Genomic DNA, 19,073 nt, shown 5'->3' on the forward strand with positions numbered 1-19,073 from the left:
TCCTTTTTAATTTGCGTTTATATTTGAATTAAATTGAGCGTGAGATCAGTTCTTTCATAATTTCATTGGTACCGGCATAGATTCGATTGGCACGATGATCTATGTAGGCTCGTGCTATTGGATATTCCAGCATATAGCCATACCCGCCATGGAGTTGCAGACATTCATCGACCACGTTACTGAACATTTCTGAAATTTTGTATTTGGCGGCGGCAGCTGCATCAACCCCAAGCTGTTGCTGTAATTCCTGTTGCATGCAGCGGTCCAGATAAGCCCGGCAGATTTCAATTTCAGTACGCATTTCAGCCAGCTTAAATCGGGTATTTTGAAAGGCAGAGATGGGTTTGCCAAAAGCCTGCCGTTCCTTGGTGTATTTCACCGTATGGGCAAAAGCAGCTTCTGCGCCGGCCTGACAGATCATCGCCACAATCAAGCGTTCCCAGGCCAGTTCTTTCATCAGCATCATAAAGCCCATACCGGGCATGCCGAGCAGGTTTTCTTTAGGCACCCGCACGTTGTCAAAGAACAGTTCACAGGTATCTTGACCTTTCATGCCGATTTTATTGAGCGGTTTACCTTTACCAAAACCGTCCCGATCTGCTTCGACTATGATCAATGACAGATTGGCCGAGCCTTTATCACTATCACCAGTTTTACAGACCACAATTGCCATATCACAAAGATAGCCATTGGTAATAAAAATCTTTGAACCATTAATCACATAGTCATCACCTTCTAGAGCTGCGCTGGTACGGATAGCCTGTAGGTCTGATCCTGTACCAGGTTCGGTCATTGCAATCGCAGTGATGACTTCTCCGCTGGCCATTTTCGGTAACCATTGCTGTTTCTGGACTTCATTGCCAAAGTTCAGAATATAATTCGCCACAATATCGGAGTGCAGGGAAAAACCAGTCGCCGAGTCACCGGCATAGGCCTGTTCTTCAATCAGGATCATGCTATAAAGCCGATCTACACCTGAACCGCCATATTGTTCTGCTAAGGTCGGGCAGAGCAGACCTAATGCTCCGGCCTTCTTCCACAGCTCACGATCAACATGCTGTTGCTGTTCGAAGCGTTCGGTATGTGGAATCACTTCCTTCTCATAGAATTTGCGCACAGTCTCGCGGAAAGCATCATGCTCAGCATTAAACAGAGTACGTGGTAATAGATGCGGCAGCGGCCGAATCGCAGCAGATTGCATGACCAAGATTCCTTGTTCTGATTATTAGTCTTCTGAACATACGGGCAGGGTATAGCTGTGGACAATGTGCGAAATGTACAAAATACAGATAATACTGATGCTTTCCGCCAATTCCCTCGAAAATTACTTGGGGCTTAGGTAAACTACTCATGTTTTTAACACGTTGGGGAAATATGATGACTGAAGACATCAGCCTGGAAGAGCGTAAAGTGATTTACCGCGCACGTCGTGGTCTCAAAGAGATAGATGTGTATTTTGATCCCTATGTCAAAAACTACTATTTGACAGCAGAACCATTTGAAAAAGAAATGTTTGCTGAGCTGGTAGCGCAGGAAGACCCGGACCTGCTGGACTGGTTTATGGAAGTTTCTGAGCCGCCACGTCCTGAATTACGTGAGTTTATTAATAAGCTTAAACATTACGTTCATGGATAATCGTTGTTATCAGCTGAAACGTAGCCTGCTTGCACTTGCGTTTCAGTTTTTTATTTTTGCTGTATTAATGTTTGTGATGTATCAGTTATTGCCCCTATGGCTATGGGGGATTTGTCTGGTTGCAGGACTGATCATCTATCATCTGTTTTATCGCAAGCGTCCCCAGATTGCCCAGTTTGAATATCTGGATGGTCGGGAATGGACTATTACCCATCATGATCAGCGCACGCAGCGTGCTCAGATCAGTCATGTGATTGATCATCAAGCTTATCTGGTGGTGTATTTCCAGCATGCCAAAGTACCGCCACTGCTGATCTGGTGTGACCAGTTGCCAACACAACAATGGAAGTCACTGAAAGTCCTCACGAAAATGATCTGATTGCCAGACAATCGGTATTTTTATAAAGATCATAATTATATATTTTTCAAAATCTTATCTTTATAAAATGAGATTTTGTCGGACAATTCACTTAATTTATTCGAAAATGTTTGAATTGTCTGACAATTTTCTCAGCTGCTTTTATTTTAAACGGGTACATTTAACTCACCGAAGTCAACAGAGGAGATTAATATGGAGTTTCCAACGTGGATATTTCTAGTCGTCGCGGTAATTCTGGCACTGGTCATTGGAAGACTCGGAACAATTGTTAAGGAACGAATTTCAACTCAACCACATTAAGCTAAAAATTTAATTTAAAGCTTTCTCAGTTAATAAGTAGCATGTGCTGAACCGTCGCAATGCTACTTTTTTTTGCCCAAAATTTAGTATTTCTTTCTATCAAGTCAATTGCAGCGCCCGCAATTAATGGCAAAGTGACTCATCTAATTTAGAGTAAATACTCTTTAATTCATATATTTCATCTGCTATGTTTAGCAGCATGGACATAATCACAATTATAGAGGACAGGAAAATGTCAAAAGTCCAACAAATATGCCAGGGTATGGCGGCCATAGTAATAACAACAACGGCTTTAACAGGTTGCTCACAGGTGGTTAAAACTGGTGCCAATGTAGCGCTGGGTTTCACTGAAAAACATATTGTGCCACCGATTCTGGCTATGGACGATGCAGAAATGGTCTGTCATTCAGGTAACGCTTTGACCCCAGCCATTATGTCAACCAAGGACATGGGTGCGGATCCGACGCGTGTTGCAGTGCTGATGTATTCTGCAGCAGGGATTTGTGCAGAGCAGAAAGCACTGGATGCTGAACTACGTTATATGCGTGCGTCTAAAGCCAATCAGGTCACTGAGGCACAGGATGCTCGTGTAGAACAGAAACGTTGGGCGGCACTGGCTGCACAGCGACAATATACTGGCTATCAGATGTTCCAGAAACGTTATGAGAAAAAATATAGTGTAGCGCTGGGTGAGAGTTGCCCAACCTTGAAAGGTGATACAGAACAGACCGTCTATCTGCTAGGCATGCTCAGTGGCCTACAGGCGATGACCAACGATATTAACTCGGGTGGTGCAGTGCAGGTACCGAAAGATATCGCTGCGGTGGTAGAACGCGGTATGACTTGCCTAAACAATGAAAAATTCTGGGGTGCGCCAATGGCGACCCGTGCAGTGATCTGGACTTTATTGCCAGGCGCGGGTGAGGGTAAGCCAGACCCATATCAGACCTTGAAACAGTCCACTCAGATTGGTGAACAGAAAGGTGTGCGTCTATCCCATGCTCTTTACGCCGTAGCTGCTCAGGCTTCAGGTGATGATGCCAAGATGCGTGATGCATTGAAGACCTTTGCTCAGGCGCGTTCTGATGAAAAACCGGTGAATCCGCAATTCAAGCTGATCGATAGTATGGCTTCAATTATGGTGGGTGGTATTGCAGACCGTTACTGGACTGAACATACCGGCGTACGTAGTGCGGACGATGGCATGCAGCGTTTCTGGGATGAAAATGATACTGCATCCGATCTTGATGACCTGTTTAATACTGATTCCTGATCCAGTCTGATCCGTACACTTGAGATGGATCTGAATTGACAAGACGCTAAGGGACTAAGCGATGCAGATGCATGATCACTATCTTCGCAACAAGATTATCTTTCTGGCAGTCTTTGTTGTTTTCTGCGCGTGGCTGCAGATTTTCAAGGATAGTTTTATTTTTTGGCAAGACAGTCTGATGACTGAGCCCTGGCGCTGGTGGACAGCACATTGGGTGCATGTCGGCTGGACGCATTATTTCCTGAATATGCTGGCCTTTATCTGCTTGCCCTTTATTTTTCCACGTGCTTCGGTGTGGAATTTCATCAGTATTTTGCTGGTTCTGCCTCCACTGATCAGTCTCAGTTTCTATTATTTCCTGCCCGATATTGAGGCCTATGCAGGACTGTCTGGTGTCTTGCATGGTGCTTATGCTGCTGTGGCCTGTGTACATCTGCTATATAAGAGAGAGCGCAATTTTGCAGCTTTGGTACTGTTCCTGATTTTTGCCAAGCTGGTTTGGGAAAATACCATGGGCAGTGAAGGCACAGCACAATTGATTGGCAGTCCGGTACTGGTCGAAGCACATTTACTGGGGGTGATCTGGGGGATTGTGGTGGCAAATGTCTATATCGTGGGCAACTATTTACTTGATCAATGATGTAATTGGCATAAATAACGAAAAAGAAAATGCAAATTGTCATTTTCATTTTGCACAGTCTGGTGCAGAGTCAGAAGCATAATAATCAGATTGGTCTGTAAAACGGACTTACAAGACAAAGGGAAAGGGAAGCCGGTTATGGTGGACATTCCCAGAAAATAACAATAGGAATACACATGCAAAATGATGCTGAAAACAGATCAGGATTAGGTCTGTTGCGTTATATCTGGACAGAGTGGATCTCGACATTTGTCGTGCTGGTCTTGCTGCTGCTGACCCTTGTCATTGGTACTGGTGAAATGATCCATGGGCAATTACTGCGCATGGGTGAACGCCTGTATGGTGATCCAGCCACAGGGATGCAGTATTCATTCTTACGTGCAGAACCGAAAGCTCCGACCTGTGAACGTAATATTGACGTCGATAGCCGAATTCGGGAACAGAGACAAGCGGATGCGGCCGATGAATTTGCTGATATTTTCGGGGTACGCTCTGACGCTGATATCCGCGCAGCGATCATGCAGGCACAGCAGGTCTGTGAAGAGTCACATGCTTTCTATGACAAGGCTATCAAACATATTGAAGCGAATCCAAGTATTCGTGCCTACCGCACCTTTGAAACCAGTTTCTTTGGTCTGTTCAAGTTTGGAGTAGAAAACCGAGCGCTGCTGCTGGTGCTCATGGTGGTATTCGCTGCCATTAGTGCAACCTTGAAAACCCATCATATCGGCCTGCGCAGCCCAGCCACCAAGATTGATTTCCGGGTCTATACCCTTGCCATGCTGGCAGGTAATGCATTCCTGGCATTCTCATCCTATAGCCAGTATCAGTCAGTGTTGAATTCTGGTGTGGCCATGGGCGAGATGAAATATATCTACTGGCTATGGATGATCCTGTTTGGCACTTTGACCCTGATCAGCTTGTTCCAAGTAGTTAAGCTACCGAAACCTACCCGTGAAGGCGGCAGTTTTGGCCTGGCTTTCCTGAGTGTGCCACTGTATGCCTATATGGCGATCAGTACCGGGATTAATTTTACCTTCTTCATGGATTATCCAATGGGGCAGGGGATTTATCTCGGGCAGCTGGTAGAGTTCTCCAGTATCTTCCTGAACTTGGCGCTGTTTATCTGGGCAGGTATGTTATTGAAACAGACCCGTGTCGTGGACATGTTCCTGAACATTCTACGTCCATGGAATCTGGCACCAGAAACCCTAACCTGGTTAATCCTGTTAGCTGCTGCATTACCAACTGCTTATACCGGTGCATCGGGGATCTTTGTGATTGCCGCGGGTGCCATTATCTATAAGGAAGTCTGGAATGCGGGTGGACGTCGCCAGTTTGCTTTGGCGGCGACTGCTATGTCAGGTTCGCTAGGTGTGGTATTACGTCCTTGTCTGTTGATTGTCGTGGTGGCATCTTTGAATAAGGAAGTCACCACAGATATGCTATACCAATACGGTGTATATACCTTCCTGCTCAGTTCAACCCTGTTCCTAGTGATTTCGTTATTCTTTGCTGAAAGCAAGTTCCGTATTGCACCAGCAGGCGTAGCAGCACCGCAGTCCGGTCGTGCATTCTTAGCGGTGATTCCATATATCGTGATTTTTGTGCTGATCTGGGCATTCTATAAATATGCGCTATCGACCAATTTGAACGAGTTTACTGCACCAGTCATGATGCCAGTAATTCTGCTGATGATTGTGCTATATGACAAACTACGTCATCAGCCTGCACCAATACCACCAGTGGGGCATTGGGATGAAAGCCTGAATGTCAATTTGAATGGGATTAGCGGTGCGGCAGCACAGCCTGAACCAGCACCGGGTTCATCCCTACGTCAGTTTGGTTTCTGGAAGTCCATGCATATCTCGACCAGTGAAACGGTAGGGCATATCGGGGCATTGGTGATTCTGATGGCCTTGTCTGTCAGCGTGGGTGGTTTGTTGGAACGTCTGGAAATCATGGAAGCCTTCCCGACAGATATCAACAGTACAATTCTGGTCATTACCATGATTGTCGGCTTGATGGTCTTTGTCGGTATGATCATGGATCCATTTGGTGCTGTGATTCTGATTTCTGCAACGGTAGCACCAGTGGCGTATCAATATGGTATTCACCCGGTACATTTCTGGATGATTACCCTGATTGGCTTTGAGCTGGGTTATGTGACACCACCAGTGGCACTGAACCATCTGCTGGCCAGGCAGTCGATTGGCGATGCCGAAGTCGCTGAAGCGGATGCAGAAGTACGACATTTGTCCTTCTATTATCGCTATGAGCGTTGGATTCTGCCAGTAATTGTCTTACTGCCAGCGATGCTGATCATTGCTTACATCCCATATGTATTCAAACTATTCGGTTGGTATCATTAAAAACTGAATATTAAAAAAGCACCTGCGGGTGCTTTTTTATTGCTGCCTCTAAGATGTTGTGTGATTTCGTTTAAAGCGATTTTGCAGTAGAGGACTACAAAGTAGGATAGCTGAGAAAATCAGTGCCAGCCCAAGCAGGCTCATCACATCCGGTATTTCTTTCCAGAATATATAACCCCAAATCCCGGCAAAGATAATGGCTACATAGTTGACTGGTCCAATCTGACCTGCGGGTGCCAGTTTATAGGCATTCGACATAAAGATCTGACTGACATTGGCCAGAATACCTGCTGCGACTAAGTACATCAGTTCGGTCAGCTCATAGGGACGCCAGTGCCAGAACATCGGAATCACGGAAACCAAAGTACCGATAAAGCAGAAATAGAATACGATGCGTTCTGGCGGTTCGGTATCCGTCAATGCACGTACAGTCACAAAAGCCATCGCAGCTAAGAAACTGGCACTAAGTCCAATCACTGACATGATGTTAAACAGTCCCGAGTCTGGCTTGGTTACACAGAGAACCCCAATAAAACCGATCCCTGCGGCAAGTAGCATCGCTTTGGTGATCTTTTCTTTTAAAAATAGCCAGGCAATGAAGGGGATAAAGATCGGGGAAGAATAGGTAAACACCATGGCATTGGACAGCTTGAGATGAGCAATGGCATAGAAGAAGCCATACATTGCCATTAAACCGACCACAGAACGCCAGACATGCATCCATAACTTTTCAGTTTTAAAGAAACCGATACCTTTAGTCAGCAGCAAAGGTAGGAATAACAGCATGCCTACTGCATTACGGAAAAACACGACAGTCGCGTTATCGGCTGTATGTGAGGCATAGCGAATGCAGACACCCATCATGGAGAACAGCAAAGCTGAGCAGGTCAGCAGAAGGATGGCTTTAATCAGATTGGATGGGGCTGCGCTGGGCATAAAAAGGCATCGCTAAAAGATTGTGGAATATTCTAGCGAATTATTAGATTAAAAATTATGATTTTTCTGCAAGTTGGGCTTCAAGCAGCTTGATCTGCTCTTCCTTGAGTTTGATTAGCTCATCGGCATCTTTGTGCTGGGCATCTAGCGTCGCCTTCTGCTCATCTAGCTGTGACTGGATATCTTCCAGACGGGAGATTTCCTCTTTGGCTAATGCAGGGTTCTCAGGCACTGGTGCTTTAATCAGATCGTCCTGTACCAATCGCTTAGCACGGTTTGCTTCTGTTTCAGCTGGGGCAGTTTTAGCAGTTGCCTTAGTCTCAATAGGTTCTTGAACAGGAGTGACTGTTGCGACTTCCTGTTCAGGCGTTTCCTGTGACGAAGATGCACTGAACCACTGATACGCAAATACCAGAATCACGACAGTGACTAAAGCCCCAATAATCCCCATTAAAAGTTTAGAACTATCCCTTTGCTCCACACTCATATTTTCAACCTTATTTATTTTTCTATACTTAACGTGGTTTAAATTGAATCACACCCACTTCATCAGGTACAGCAGGAACTTCAGGTTGCTCAACGTGGGTCGGACGGTTTTCCTCATAGCCACAGTCGATACATTCGATCCATTCATTCTCGCCGGAGGTCAGCATGACAATCCGATCCATCGCCTGACATTTTGGACATTTAGCACCTGCAATGAAACGACGTTTGATGGTCATCATACTCACCTGTTGATTAACTTAAACCGCTAGTTTAAGCATTTTTTACCGTATTCGTCCAACCTTGATGACGGAGTAGGGCATCAATTTTTGGTTCACGACCACGGAAGTTCACAAATGCATCCAGTGCAGTGTCTTTTCCGCCGACTGCCAGGATGTTCTTGCGGAAGGCATGACCCGTGTCAGTATTGAAAATACCTTCAGTTTCAAAACGGTCAAAAGCATCACTTGCCAGGACTTCTGCCCATTTATAAGAATAGTATCCGGCTGCATAACCACCTGCAAAAATATGACTAAAGCTGTGCTGGAAACGGTTATACGGTGTTGTTGGCAACACGGCATATTTGTCGCGAATATCATTCAACGTCGCCTGAACCTGTTCGGCATTTAGCGCTGGATTGGCACGGTGAATGGTCAGATCGAACAGAGCAAACTCGAGCTGACGTAAGGTCTGCATGCCTGACTGGAAGAAGCGGGCATCTAGCAGAGCTTTAAGCAGATCTGCTGGCAGAACTTCTTTGGTCTCAATATGCTCGCTCAGCAGGTTCAGGCTATCCTGATCCCAAGCCCAGAATTCCATAAACTGACTTGGCAGCTCGACTGCATCCCAAGCCACGCCATGTGTACCCGCAACGGAGATATTGTCCACTTCAGTCAGCATATGATGCAGACCATGACCAAACTCATGAAATAGGGTAGTGACTTCATCGTGGCTCAATAGGGCAGGTTTGTCGCCCACTGGTGGGGTAAAGTTACCGACCATATAGCAGATTGGCTTTTGTACGCCGTCGTGAGTACGCATACGTGAGCGGAAACCACTCATCCAGGCACCACCACGTTTACCTTGGCGGGCATACAGGTCAAAGTAGAAACCACCGACCACTTCACCCTGATCTTCCAGTTCAAAGTAATGCGCATCTGGATGCCAAAGCGGCGCTTCACGTTCGATGACCTGAATGCCATATAGACGGTTCACAATATTAAACAGGCCTTGAATCACTTTTGGTGTTGGGAAATAAGGTTTCAATGCTTCTTGTGACAGGTTGAACTGCTGCATTTTCAGCTTTTCAGAATAATAGCTGCTGTCCCATGGTTGCAGTTCAGTAATGCCATCTTCAGCTGCAATCGCTTTCAGTTCAGCAATTTCTTTTTCGGCAGGTGCACGTGCATGTTCAGCCAGATCTCGCAGGAATTCATCAACCGCATCTACACTTGGTGCCATTTTGCTAGCTAGTGAATATTCGGCATAGTTGTTAAAGCCGAGCAAAGCTGCCATTTCCTGACGCAGACTCAGAATTTCTTCCATCACTGGCGTATTGTCAAATTCAGACTTGTCAGACTGATCTGAAGCACGCGTGGTATACGCCTTATAGATTTCCTCACGCAGACTGCGGTTTTCTGAATGAGTCATGATGGCTAGATAAGACGGGAAATCTAAGGTCGCAACGGGCTGATCTAGCTCATGTTGCTTGCCATATTGTTTGAGTAGTTCAATATTGCTTGCTGATAAACCTGCCAGCTCATCTTCATTTAATGGTCTGAAGTAGGCCTGAGTGGCATCCAGTACATGGTTAGAGAAGTCTGATGATAGGTGAGACAAACGTGCCGAGATTTCTGCATAACGTTTCTTTGCTTCACCTTCGAGTGCCACACCAGACAGTTTAAAGTCACGCAATGCCAGTTTAATCGCACTTTGCTGTGCGGCAGAAAGGTCAGTAAAAATCGATGCATCATGCACATGCTGATAGGTTTGATACAATGCTGTATGTTGACCGAGCTGAGTATAGTATTCACTTAAACCTGGTAATAGTGCTTGATAAACTTCACGCGTTTCCGCATTGTTCTTCACGGCATTGAGATGCGACAGGATGCCCCAAGCCTCGCTCATATTATTTTCGAGTGTGTCGACATGTTCTAAAATAGCGAGCTGTTCCTGAGCTGAATCAGGCGTTTCTGTGAGGTCATTTAGGAATTTTTGTCCTTCAGTAATACAGCTTTCAATCTTTTGTTTGAGCTCTTCTAATGTAATCTGATCAAATTGTGGAACAGGCAAAGTTGCCTTTTCTAAAGTCATGTCGGTCTGCCGATTTATTTCCTATGTTGGTTCTAGAAATAAGGGTACGCGAGGGATAAATCAAGCTTTTGATATTATTTATTCTGTATTGTTTTGAGCGTTTGAATGGATTCGATATTTTGTATATAGGTGCCAAAGCGACCTTGAATGATGGATAACTTCATGTGTAGAAATTGGTTTTTGTAATTTTCATATTCGATTGAGTTGAGGCGAAAAATACGGGAAGTGTCATAAGGTGTTTTAAAAGAATAGTAGATACTTCCTTTTTTGCCATGTTTTTTGACAGCTGTAGTATTGATCGTAACAACAGTAGGTTGACCAAAAATCATGGTGTGAAGCAGAGGTGGATAGAACATTATATTTGGATAAAGAATCAAAATAGCAAAAAGGGGAAGTAAGAATAAAAAATAGAACTTTGGTTTGTTATGTGCATTTTTCCATGTACGGGGTATGACCCACTCTTCCTGCCGATAGAGAATATAAAAGTAGATCAAAATAACCAAATAAATAAGAGTTGAAACAATGAAGGCACCTATTTTGACCTGAAGCGTTGGCGTAAAATCCAAAGCAAAGATGGCAAACAGTCCTGAAATAGCTAGCAGTAAAAATGTGATTAGCACATATTCATGATAATAATATTTAGAGATATTTTTGGGTTTCATTTTTTTAAGTGACTTATTTTTATAGAAATATATTAAATGAAAAAGAGCGCCGTAGCGCTCTTTTTTTAACTGTGAAAATTATTCACCCTTTGGCTTTGCATTGGATTTTTTCTTTTTCACTTTAGCTTTTTTCTTTACTTTACCTTTATCCTTTGCTTCAGACTTTCCTGCAGATTTTTTAGCAGGCTTTTTGCTGTAGGAACTGGGTTTTCCTTTGTCTTTTTTGCGTCGTATGGGTTGTTCTCCATCAGCACTGTCCTGGGCTTTGGACTCACGTTCATTTTTGCCAAAGACTTGTTCAGCTGCTTCTGGACGGACTAAAGGCTTTTTCTCTGCGACACGTGGTGCACGGGCACGGATTTGACGGCCAGCATGAGTGAGCTGTTGTACCAGTTCGAAGTCAATCTTACGTTCTTCCAGATTCACACCGGCAACTTTAATTTTCACTTCATCACCCAGACCGAAGATCTGACCACGGTTCTGACCGACCAGACTTTGGCTGCTTTGATCAAAGACAAAGAAGTCATCGCCGAGCTGGCTGACATGGATCATGCCATCGACATAAAGGTCTTTCAGCGTGACAAAAAGACCGAATTCTGCAGTCGCACTGATAATACCAACAAACTCTTCACCCAGATGCTGCTGCATATAGTGACATTTCAACCAGGTGGTTACAGAACGTGAAGCTTCATCGGCACGACGTTCAGTTGCAGAGAAATGCTCACCGGCATCATCCAGTGATGCACCTGAAATAGGATATGGTTTTTGCGCCAACTGTGCTTTGATCGCCCGGTGTAACAACAGGTCAGGGTAACGACGGATTGGCGAAGTGAAATGCGTATAAGCATCATATGCCAGGCCAAAGTGGCCATCATTCTTCGCGCCGTAGTAGGCCTGCATCATTGAGCGTAACAATACCGCATGAATACTTGGTGCATCGATCCGGTCTTTGGTCGCTTCAATAACTTCCTGATAATCTTTTTGTGTTGGCTGTTCCGGGAATTTCAGGCCGAGCAACTTCACAAAGTCACGTACTTTCTGGATGCGAGAAAATTCTGGTGGCTGATGCACACGGTACAGCATTGGAATTTCATTTTTTAGTGCATATTCCGCAGCGGCCACGTTAGCAAGCAACATGCATTCTTCAATCAGTTTGTGTGCATCATTACGGGTGCGTGGCAGAATTTCTTTAATACCGCCCAGCTCATCGAAAGTCATATAGGTTTCAATAGTTTCGAATTCCATTGCATGACGATCTGCACGTAATTCTTTTAATACCTGATATAGCTGGAATAGGGTGTTCAGTGATTTACGTACCTCACGATCTTCAGTAATCGCTGCACTATCACCATCAAAATACTTGGCCACCTGATCATAGGTCAGACGTGCTTTCGAATGCATCACAGAAGGGTAGAATTCAAAACTGGTCACCCGGCCAGCGCGTGATAGTTTTAAATCACAGACCATACATAAACGATCAACGTTTGGATTTAAAGAACATAGGCCATTGGATAGGGCTTCAGGCAGCATTGGCAAGACATAATGCGGGAAGTACACCGAAGTACCACGTTCCTGAGCTTCATCATCCAATGGTTTACCGACACGGACATAGTGGCTCACATCAGCAATGGCGACAACGACACGGTAACCGCCACCCGGACGTTTCTCTGCATAAACAGCATCATCAAAATCGCGGGCATCTTCACCATCAATAGTCACTAACGCCAGATCACGCAGGTCGATACGGCCTTCGCGGTCTTTAGCACTTGGTTCTTTAAAGCTTTCAGCTTCTTTAACGACTTCAGCAGGGAACTCGTACGGCAGGCCATATTCTAAAATCGTTTGTGGAATAATAATTTCTGTATCTGCTTTATCAGCCATTGACTGGATAATATGCGCAGTCGCAAATTCTTCTTTGGTTGGATAGGTATCAATCGCGACACGAATGGAGTCGCCAACTTTTACTTTGGCATGTTCAATCAGTTCTTTTTCTAGGGTGATTGGTTGATGTGCATTCGGGCTGGCTGGTTGTACGAAATATTCGCCTTCATATTCACACAATTTACCAATAATCTGTTTGACGCGATGCTGCACGACTTCAGTAATAAAGCCCCAAGCTTTGCCTTTGCGGTCGACTGAAGTTTGACGGACTTTAACGCGGTCACCATTAAAGACCTGACGTAATTCACGTTCTGGAAGTAACAGGTCATCCTGTCCAGAAATATTGGCAGTGCCCATGCCTTTAGAATTGATATACACCGTGGCTTCATATTCTGGTTGCTCTGTGGCAATCTGGAATTTATAACCATCTTTCATTAACTGACCATCACGCACCATGGCAATCAGGCGGTGGCTCAGGGCATCAATACTTTTTTGATCTGCAATTTCGAAATGTTCGACCAGGTCGGCATGCGACTGGGCATTATTCTTTTCAATAGTTTCTAAAATCAGTGTACGGCTTGGGATAGGGTTGTCATAACGTTCAGCTTCAGCTTTTGCTTCAGGATCGACCCAATTTTTCATCATGTCTTTAAATTTTCCTAGGAGATGGGATTAGCATAAGACATGTACGCTCAGACTGCACGTAAATGATTGCAATAATCTGTTTAAGTTTCCGTTTTTCGGCTGATTTTCGACTACTGGATATAAAGCGGAGCTTTTTCGCGCAATAAGTGTATAAAAATAGGTAAATTGTTTAAAAAGTATTTAATCGAGCAAAAAACTGCACTTTTTTTCAAAGCTTCGCTTGCAGTGCTATGCCGAAATTTGTATTATGGCGGCACGTTACGGTGAGATGGGTGAGTGGCTGAAACCACGTCCCTGCTAAGGACGCATACGGGTAACTGTATCGAGGGTTCGAATCCCTCTCTCACCGCCACGCTTACTTACGTCGCGCGCTCATAGCTCAGCTGGATAGAGCACTTGGCTACGAACTAAGGGGTCGGGAGTTCGAATCTCTCTGAGCGCACCAAGTAAGTTAAGCAGAAAAAACGTATTGCCAACCTAGGCACACAAGTTACGCGCTCATAGCTCAGCTGGATAGAGCACTTGGCTACGAACTAAGGGGTCGGGAGTTCGAATCTCTCTGAGCGCACCAACTTGAACAATTAACCGTACATGTTGCGGTTTTTTTGTGCCTAAAATATACAGAATTAAAATACATTGAATGCTAAAAATAAGTCTTAGGCGACATAATAAAAAGAAGGCATGCAATGAGAAAAATTATCGTACAGGAATTTCTAACCTTAGATGGTGTGATGCAGGCACCGGGTGGACCTGAGGAAGATAGCTCGAATCATTTTCAATATGGTGGTTGGGTTGCACCTTATTTTACCGATTCAGATGACGTATTTAATCAAATCATGCAAACCTGGATGCGGTCTACCGATATTCTTCTAGGTAAAAACACCTTCCAGATTTTTGAACCTTACTGGCCAAAGCATGCTGATGAGTGGCCGGGAATTAATCAGGTCAACAAATACGTTTTATCTACTAGCTTGAATCACTCGGATTGGCAAAATACATTTTTTCTGAAAACGATTGATGAGATAAAGCAGGTTAAAGCTTCGGAAGGTAGTGATATTAAAGTTCATGGCAGTGCCAGTCTGGTACAGGCACTTTTTAAACATGGGCTAGTGGATGAACTTAGTTTGATGACGTTTCCTGTTATTCTTGGTACAGGTAAGCGTCTGTTTGCTGAAGACTCCATTCCTGCAGCTTTTGAATTGACAGATCATCTAGTCACATCTAATGGCATCGTTTTTTCTTACTATAAGCGGGCAGGAAAGGTAAGAACTGGTACGGTAGGTGAGTGATCCATCATCTTGTGTTGTAATCCTCCAGGAAATCTCATGTGAGTGAGGGTGATTTATTGGTTTTAGCTCTAAATTGGCCGGGAAATTCCCCTATAAAACCTGAATTTGCTGATATCGTTTATTTACTGTACGTTTGGTTGGGTTTTTATTAAAAAAGACTTAACAAGTTTTGAAAAACATATATAATGCACCCCATCAAGACGTCGCGCTCATAGCTCAGCTGGATAGAGCACTTGGCTACGAACTAAGGGGTCGGGAGTTCGAATCTCTCTGAGCGCACCAATCTTGATAAGAATTCTGAAAAAACCGCACATTGATGCGGTTTTTTTACGTCTGCTGTTTTTGGTTTATAGATATAAAAAAACAATAACTACTTCTAAAGTCACTTCAACTTTTGCTGCACTTTCAGTGCATATACCGTATTTGCTCCCACTGCTGGCAGAACATCGTGATAAGGCATACTACGCATGGCACGTAATAAAAATGGTGCCTGATCATGAATCTTCATGCTGCTGGTCATTTGAAATAAAGTGCCATGATTCTGCGGCAGCAGTTTCATGCTTGCCTTTACAAATTTGAGATCTCCGCCAATCGCATCAAACTGACTTTGCAAAGGTGAAGGCTGTTGGTAACGCAGTTTAAAATCGAATGGAATTTGAATCACACCCAGTCCCACTGACACCTTATAGTTAGCATCCATCTGCTGACGATTTACTGGATTCAGTTCCACCTTGCGGATCTGTCGTGGAAATAATTGCTGACTGGCATCTGCTGCGAGCCAAGGTTGCAGTTTTTGTACGGGTTGCGGGTAATAATGAAAACTGGTGCTAAAGCGCATGTTTTCTGGTGTCTGTCCGTATTTAAGCTGATGTGCAGGCAGAATAAAACTGACAGGCTGGGCAGACTGTTGACTCAGTTGGCTGATTTTCTGTATCTGTGCGGTATTGAACTGAACTTGCGGAATCTGGCTTGCAGATAAGGGCGTAATGGTCTGGGATTTAAAGCGTTGCTGTAATGCTTCAAGCAAGAAAGCATTGGTGCCGGCCGGGATTCCCAATTTAGCTTCAGGTAAAGCATTCAGAATTTTGCTAAATAAAAAGCCTTTTGGCTGATCTAAATCTCCCCATTGGGTCACAGTAACCAGGGTTTTATTCGACCCGAGTGCAAACCATTCTAGTCGTCCTGCACCATAAGGAATCGGCGCATCTACAATCAGGGTTTCAATACTATTCTCGGTCACATGATGCTGCATCACCACATTTTCCTTGAAATTTAATACTGGAATGGGTGTAGGGATATGCACCTGATAACGTACTTGCTGAATGCTGCCTCGAGATTCTAAAATCTTGGCAGACTTGAGTGCCGGAAAAAGGCCAGCATAGCCTTGATAGTTTAAAAGATGCTTTTTAACTTGGGCTTCAGGGATCGGCAACACCACGGCACTGCTATAAAACTGCACTCTTTGAGCAGTCGATTGCTTAAAGGTCGGGAGTTGTAAGGATTGCCGAGGATGTGCATAGATCAATAGCCGGTCACCAGTCAAATCGGCTAGCTGCTGCGGACCACCGGAAAAAACATCAATACTGCTTGGAAGTGCGGGTGTCCAAGGAATGATTTTCGCCCAGCTAATAGGAATATAAGTCGTGCAGAGGCAGAGAAGCAGACACGATTTTAGTGATTTCATACAACGTCCTGTTGTGCATTTTATTATTCTGATACTGGTGAATTAAAAACGATTTTTATAGCCAGCGAAAGCACAGATATGTAATTCATTTCCGAATACATTTTGTTAATGGGGAGAGCAGTGAATTTGATATAGTATCACTCAAGGATTTCTATATTTTGATGTGATGCTATGACTGAGTCAGCACCGACTTTATCGACCCGCTATTTTCTGACTTTGGAAGAATCTCAGGACGGATTTGCCTTGGCCACTTTTGGCAAGAAGCAGATCAGCCGCTTCCTGACACCATTGGTGAGTATCGGGATCATCATCTGGGGCTTTTCTATGGGCTTCGATGGTGTAGGGCGTTATTACGTGGCACTGGGTGCATTCTTTCTACTGTTACAAGGCATCATGCGTTACTGGTTCCTGCCAATGATGTTCAAGCGTCAGTTTGTGAAATACCAGTTTGGCAAGAGCGAGCAGGGCATTGACCTGTATCAGGACCATGCACAAATCTTTCATAATGGCCGCAGCAAGATTGTACCTTATAGTGAAGTACAAAACTTTGCCAAAGGTAAGCTGACCTATATGCTGGAACTCAAAAATCGTACCGTGGTCATTGTGCCTAAGCGTGCCTTTGCCGATGCCACTGAACAAGGCATTTTCGAACATACTTTCAAGAAATAAGTTCAATATTTATCAGGGAAAATAGTCAATCATGAGTACACGTCTATCCAAGATTGTTTGTGTCGGCCGCAGTTATGCAGATCATGCCAAAGAACTGGGTAATGCCATTCCAGACCGTCCGGTACTGTTTATCAAGCCACCAAGTGCATTAGGCGATCTGGATGCGGGGATTGACTGGAATCGTGATCTGGGCAGCTGTCATTATGAATGTGAATTGAGTCTGCGTATTGACCGTACCCTGAAAAATGAAACTGATCCTGCAAAAGCTTTAGAGGCGGTGGGTGCGGTGACTCTAGGTCTGGATCTGACTTTGCGTGATTTGCAGGATGACTTGAAGAAAAAAGGCCAGCCATGGGAACGTGCCAAGGCTTATGATGGTGCTTGTTTGCTCTCTGACTGGGTGCCTGTTGAGGACGTAGTGAATGACTGGAAAGATGTGCACTATACCTTGCATGTGAATGATGAACTGCGTCAGAAAGGTGATACTGCTTTATTGATCTTTGATGTGGGCACATTGCTGGCGGATATTAGCCAAGTATTTACTTTGGAAGAAGGCGATGTGGTAATGACGGGTACGCCAGCAGGTGTTGCGGCATTGCAATCTGGCGAACAGCTGAAAATGACCTTACAAGGCAAAGATCAGGAATATGTCTGGACGACTTTTGTGAAATAAGTTGAATCTTGCTTAGAAAAAAAGGAGTTTAAAGACTCCTTATTTTATTGGGAATTTTATTAAGTAGTAGTATACGCAGGCTAAGTTTTATTAAGTTGAGCATCAAATAATATTAATAAAAATAAAAGGTTCCATGTGAAATCCCTAAATTGTGAGCCAAAGAATAAGCTCACTCATTCGTATTTTTAAATTTAAGTTAATAGAAAAATATAGTGAATGATCCAATTTAAGGCCTCGCTTTTTACTTTGATAGATTTATAGTGTGCATCTTTGATGATGTTTGTAGAGTTAAATTGTGGAGCAGCGTAAAGCGCTTAATGCGCAAGCCTCATTAATCATGTTTGTCTTGTGCATGCTGTGGGGACTCCAGCAGGTTGTACTTAAGCTGGCAGCGCCAGATATTTCAGCTTTAATGCAGATTGCATTGCGTTCAGCCTTATCGGCATTCATGGTGTATCCACTGATTCAAGCAGGTGTACGTCGGCAATTATGGAGTAGAAACTATCTTTCGGCTGGTCTACTGGTTGGTGTATTGTTCGCTTTAGAGTTCTACCTGGTCTCTGAAGCACTGCGTTATACCTCTGCCTCACATACCATCGTATTGCTGTATACCGCACCCATTTTCGTGGCATTAGGACTACATTGGAAACTTCCTTCGGAACATTTATCTCCGCTTCAGTGGGGCGGTATTCTGGTTGCATTCAGTGGGATCGTAGTAAGTTTTTTATTTCGTAGTCAAACTGGTCATGCGATGCAAGTCAGTGTGCTGCGGGGTGATTTATTGGCCTTAATGGCGGGGATATTCTGGGCGGCGACTACGGTGAGTGTTCGATTAACACGATTAGCTGAAGCGCCAGCCACGCAGACTTTATTCTATCAACTGTTGATGGGTGGCATCATCTTATTACCTCTCACTTGGATGACAGGGCAAGTCACAGTGAATTGGACAACACTCTCTATTTCTAGTTTGATCTTTCATACCGTTGTCATTTCTTTTGCCAGTTATCTGATCTGGTTCTGGATGCTGAAAAAATACTTAGCTTCACGTCTGGGTGTATTCTCTTTTCTCACGCCAGTATTTGGGATGATTTTTGGAATTCTGCTCCTTAATGAAAAGGTAGAGATGAACTTTATTATCGGTACGATCATGGTCATGCTTGGTGTAGTGTTGGTGAGTTTACAGGGCTGGCTGAAGCCGAAAAATATAAAAGCTTAAGACATTTTTATAGAGAGTATTTA

17 protein-coding genes and 4 tRNA genes are annotated in these 19,073 nt (G+C 44.2%); 13 read left to right on the forward strand and 8 right to left on the reverse strand.

Annotation, left to right across the window (positions count from 1 at the left end):
- Positions 1 to 28 precede the first annotated feature (28 nt).
- Positions 29 to 1,201 (reverse strand): acyl-CoA dehydrogenase family protein, encoded by a 1,173-nt coding sequence (locus tag BS636_RS07550; protein WP_099338211.1) that lies wholly within the window; start codon positions 1,199 to 1,201, stop codon positions 29 to 31.
- Positions 1,202 to 1,377: 176 nt separating this feature from the next.
- Between BS636_RS07550 and BS636_RS07555 the strand changes: the two genes are divergently transcribed.
- The 5 genes from BS636_RS07555 to BS636_RS07575 all read left to right on the forward strand — a co-directional run bounded on the left by BS636_RS07555 (position 1,378) and on the right by BS636_RS07575 (position 6,599).
- Complete coding sequence (locus tag BS636_RS07555; RefSeq protein ID WP_099339625.1) at positions 1,378 to 1,635, forward strand: succinate dehydrogenase assembly factor 2; 258 nt, start codon at positions 1,378 to 1,380, stop codon at positions 1,633 to 1,635.
- A complete protein-coding gene (locus BS636_RS07560) occupies positions 1,628 to 2,014 on the forward strand; it encodes a hypothetical protein (protein WP_099338212.1) in 387 nt (128 codons plus the stop codon). The genes BS636_RS07555 and BS636_RS07560 overlap by 8 nt, the downstream gene beginning before the upstream one ends.
- Positions 2,015 to 2,546: 532 nt before the next feature.
- Entirely contained in the window at positions 2,547 to 3,587 is a 1,041-nt protein-coding gene (locus BS636_RS07565; protein WP_099338213.1) for a hypothetical protein, read from the forward strand.
- A gap of 61 nt (positions 3,588 to 3,648) precedes the next feature.
- Complete coding sequence (gene rrtA / locus BS636_RS07570) at positions 3,649 to 4,227, forward strand: rhombosortase (RefSeq protein WP_099338214.1); 579 nt, start codon at positions 3,649 to 3,651, stop codon at positions 4,225 to 4,227.
- A 176-nt stretch (positions 4,228 to 4,403) separates the two neighbouring features.
- The gene (locus BS636_RS07575) at positions 4,404 to 6,599 is read left to right on the forward strand and encodes a TRAP transporter large permease subunit (RefSeq protein WP_099338215.1); all 2,196 of its coding nucleotides are present in this window, start codon (positions 4,404 to 4,406) and stop codon (positions 6,597 to 6,599) included.
- A gap of 48 nt (positions 6,600 to 6,647) precedes the next feature.
- Here the strand turns inward: BS636_RS07575 and BS636_RS07580 are convergent, their stop codons facing one another.
- The 6 genes from BS636_RS07580 to rnr all read right to left on the reverse strand — a co-directional run bounded on the left by BS636_RS07580 (position 6,648) and on the right by rnr (position 13,519).
- A complete protein-coding gene (locus BS636_RS07580) occupies positions 6,648 to 7,535 on the reverse strand; it encodes a DMT family transporter (protein WP_099338216.1) in 888 nt (295 codons plus the stop codon).
- A gap of 55 nt (positions 7,536 to 7,590) precedes the next feature.
- Positions 7,591 to 8,022, reverse strand: a complete 432-nt coding sequence (locus BS636_RS07585) for a hypothetical protein (protein ID WP_099338217.1) — start codon at positions 8,020 to 8,022, stop codon at positions 7,591 to 7,593.
- Positions 8,023 to 8,050: 28 nt separating this feature from the next.
- A complete protein-coding gene (locus BS636_RS07590; protein ID WP_171266075.1) occupies positions 8,051 to 8,251 on the reverse strand; it encodes a YheV family putative zinc ribbon protein in 201 nt (66 codons plus the stop codon).
- 40 nt (positions 8,252 to 8,291) lie between these two features.
- A complete protein-coding gene (locus BS636_RS07595; protein WP_099338219.1) occupies positions 8,292 to 10,331 on the reverse strand; it encodes a M3 family metallopeptidase in 2,040 nt (679 codons plus the stop codon).
- A gap of 74 nt (positions 10,332 to 10,405) precedes the next feature.
- Entirely contained in the window at positions 10,406 to 10,993 is a 588-nt protein-coding gene (locus BS636_RS07600; RefSeq protein ID WP_099338220.1) for a hypothetical protein, read from the reverse strand.
- Between the two features lie 78 nt (positions 10,994 to 11,071).
- Positions 11,072 to 13,519 carry a ribonuclease R gene (rnr, locus tag BS636_RS07605; protein WP_099338221.1) on the reverse strand — a complete coding sequence of 816 codons (2,448 nt, stop codon included), beginning with the start codon at positions 13,517 to 13,519 and terminating at the stop codon, positions 11,072 to 11,074.
- Between the two features lie 262 nt (positions 13,520 to 13,781).
- Between rnr and BS636_RS07610 the strand changes: the two genes are divergently transcribed.
- From BS636_RS07610 to BS636_RS07630, 5 genes are all read left to right on the forward strand, one after another.
- A tRNA-Ser gene (locus tag BS636_RS07610) sits at positions 13,782 to 13,871 on the forward strand.
- Positions 13,872 to 13,887: 16 nt separating this feature from the next.
- Positions 13,888 to 13,964: transfer RNA gene (locus BS636_RS07615), tRNA-Arg, on the forward strand.
- Between the two features lie 49 nt (positions 13,965 to 14,013).
- Positions 14,014 to 14,090 (forward strand) — tRNA-Arg (locus tag BS636_RS07620).
- 115 nt (positions 14,091 to 14,205) lie between these two features.
- Complete coding sequence (locus BS636_RS07625) at positions 14,206 to 14,808, forward strand: dihydrofolate reductase family protein (RefSeq protein ID WP_099338222.1); 603 nt, start codon at positions 14,206 to 14,208, stop codon at positions 14,806 to 14,808.
- 205 nt (positions 14,809 to 15,013) lie between these two features.
- Positions 15,014 to 15,090: transfer RNA gene (locus tag BS636_RS07630), tRNA-Arg, on the forward strand.
- 100 nt (positions 15,091 to 15,190) lie between these two features.
- On the opposite strand, the gene BS636_RS07635 is transcribed toward BS636_RS07630, so the two are convergent.
- Positions 15,191 to 16,492, reverse strand: coding sequence for an SRPBCC family protein (locus BS636_RS07635; RefSeq protein WP_099338223.1), 1,302 nt, complete (start codon positions 16,490 to 16,492; stop codon positions 15,191 to 15,193).
- A gap of 171 nt (positions 16,493 to 16,663) precedes the next feature.
- Here BS636_RS07635 and BS636_RS07640 point away from each other — a divergent pair, with 171 nt between their 5' ends.
- From BS636_RS07640 to BS636_RS07650, 3 genes are all read left to right on the forward strand, one after another.
- Positions 16,664 to 17,161 (forward strand): YcxB family protein, encoded by a 498-nt coding sequence (locus BS636_RS07640; protein ID WP_099338224.1) that lies wholly within the window; start codon positions 16,664 to 16,666, stop codon positions 17,159 to 17,161.
- Positions 17,162 to 17,192: 31 nt separating this feature from the next.
- Entirely contained in the window at positions 17,193 to 17,834 is a 642-nt protein-coding gene (locus tag BS636_RS07645) for a fumarylacetoacetate hydrolase family protein (protein WP_099338225.1), read from the forward strand.
- Between the two features lie 295 nt (positions 17,835 to 18,129).
- On the forward strand, positions 18,130 to 19,050 hold the full coding sequence (locus tag BS636_RS07650; RefSeq protein WP_099338226.1) for a DMT family transporter: 921 nt from the start codon (positions 18,130 to 18,132) through the stop codon (positions 19,048 to 19,050).
- The last annotated feature ends 23 nt before the right edge of the window (positions 19,051 to 19,073 follow it).

Source organism: Acinetobacter sp. LoGeW2-3 (genome assembly GCF_002688565.1).
GTDB lineage: Bacteria > Pseudomonadota > Gammaproteobacteria > Pseudomonadales > Moraxellaceae > Acinetobacter.

Bases quoted from the DNA above. Each gene is read 5' to 3' on its own strand.
- BS636_RS07550 (WP_099338211.1), bottom strand. From the start codon at position 1,201: ATGCAATCTGCTGCGATTCGGCCGCTGCCGCATCTATTACCACGTACT.
- BS636_RS07555 (WP_099339625.1), top strand. From the start codon at position 1,378: ATGACTGAAGACATCAGCCTGGAAGAGCGTAAAGTGATTTACCGCGCA.
- BS636_RS07575 (WP_099338215.1), top strand. From the start codon at position 4,404: ATGCAAAATGATGCTGAAAACAGATCAGGATTAGGTCTGTTGCGTTAT.
- BS636_RS07580 (WP_099338216.1), bottom strand. From the start codon at position 7,535: ATGCCCAGCGCAGCCCCATCCAATCTGATTAAAGCCATCCTTCTGCTG.
- rnr (WP_099338221.1), bottom strand. From the start codon at position 13,519: ATGATGAAAAATTGGGTCGATCCTGAAGCAAAAGCTGAAGCTGAACGT.
- rrtA (WP_099338214.1), top strand. From the start codon at position 3,649: ATGCAGATGCATGATCACTATCTTCGCAACAAGATTATCTTTCTGGCA.
- BS636_RS07600 (WP_099338220.1), bottom strand. From the start codon at position 10,993: ATGAAACCCAAAAATATCTCTAAATATTATTATCATGAATATGTGCTA.
- BS636_RS07585 (WP_099338217.1), bottom strand. From the start codon at position 8,022: ATGAGTGTGGAGCAAAGGGATAGTTCTAAACTTTTAATGGGGATTATT.
- BS636_RS07640 (WP_099338224.1), top strand. From the start codon at position 16,664: ATGACTGAGTCAGCACCGACTTTATCGACCCGCTATTTTCTGACTTTG.
- BS636_RS07625 (WP_099338222.1), top strand. From the start codon at position 14,206: ATGAGAAAAATTATCGTACAGGAATTTCTAACCTTAGATGGTGTGATG.
- BS636_RS07560 (WP_099338212.1), top strand. From the start codon at position 1,628: ATGGATAATCGTTGTTATCAGCTGAAACGTAGCCTGCTTGCACTTGCG.
- BS636_RS07635 (WP_099338223.1), bottom strand. From the start codon at position 16,492: ATGAAATCACTAAAATCGTGTCTGCTTCTCTGCCTCTGCACGACTTAT.
- BS636_RS07645 (WP_099338225.1), top strand. From the start codon at position 17,193: ATGAGTACACGTCTATCCAAGATTGTTTGTGTCGGCCGCAGTTATGCA.
- BS636_RS07565 (WP_099338213.1), top strand. From the start codon at position 2,547: ATGTCAAAAGTCCAACAAATATGCCAGGGTATGGCGGCCATAGTAATA.
- BS636_RS07595 (WP_099338219.1), bottom strand. From the start codon at position 10,331: ATGACTTTAGAAAAGGCAACTTTGCCTGTTCCACAATTTGATCAGATT.